This window comes from Streptomyces flavofungini (assembly GCF_041028215.1).
In the GTDB taxonomy this organism is placed as follows: domain Bacteria; phylum Actinomycetota; class Actinomycetes; order Streptomycetales; family Streptomycetaceae; genus Streptomyces; species Streptomyces flavofungini_B.
In genome coordinates, this window is record NZ_JASKYR010001382.1 from 1 (window position 1) to 907 (window position 907).

General features: G+C 72.0%; 1 protein-coding gene. It reads right to left on the reverse strand.

The genetic code is table 11. The annotated features are described in order from the left end of the window. Positions 1-43: 43 nt before the first annotated feature. Positions 44-907 (reverse strand): CapA family protein (locus AB8Z36_RS41185; RefSeq protein ID WP_369218453.1); only part of this gene is annotated, 864 nt, incomplete at its 5' end.

The following is a 907-nucleotide window of genomic DNA, read 5'->3' on the forward strand; positions in this document are numbered from 1 at the left end:
GTCTGAGGCCGCTCGGGCCCTCCGCGGGTGGAGCCGAATGGSCCTAGCTGCCCATCTTCAGGCCGCTCTTGCCCGCCCCCCTGCTCAGGACGACGCGGCGGATGCGGTCCCGGGTGGCGGCGACGTCCGCGCCCTTGGCCAGGGCCTGGTTGAGGTTGACCACGCGGCCGTTGCCGGTGTCGAACCACATCGGGACGAACTCCGCCTTCCGCACCGCCCATCTGCCGCCCGGCCGTCCGGGCGGGGCGAAGGTGAAGCGGCCGATGGAGCCCTGGTTGCCGCGCGGGTCGTTGGCGCCCTCGTGGTTGATCATGTCACCGGCGATCTGGTCGCCCATGCCGTAGATCACCCAGGTTCCGTTGACCTTCTCGTAGGCCTGCGGGACGTGGGCGTGGGTGCCGATGACGAGGTCGATGTCCGGGCGTCCGCCCGTTTGTGCCGCCGTGAGCCGCTTGCCGAGGGTGAGCTGCCGTTTGTCGGGGGCGTCCTGCCACTCCGTGCCCCAGTGCATGCTGACGACGACCACGTCCGCGCCCGCCCGGCGCGCCGCACGCGCGTCCGCGACGATCTTCTCGCGGTCGATCAGGTCGACCGACCACGGCTTGCCCTCGGGCATCGGATAGCCGTTCGTGTCATAGGTGTACGCGAGCTGCGCGACCTTCGCGCCGCCCGCCCGCAGCCACGCGGGCTCCTTGTCCTCGGCTGCGGTGCGCGCCGAGCCCACGTGCTTGACGCCCGCCTTGTCGAGCGCGTCCAGGGTGCGGCGCACGCCCGCCGCCCCGTCGTCCAGGCTGTGGTTGGAGGCGGTGGAGCAGGAGTCGTAGCCGGTGGCCCTGAGTGCGCGGGCCACCTTGGGCGGGGACTTGAACGCGGGGTAGCCGGTGTAGTCGCCGTCCGCTCCGTAGAC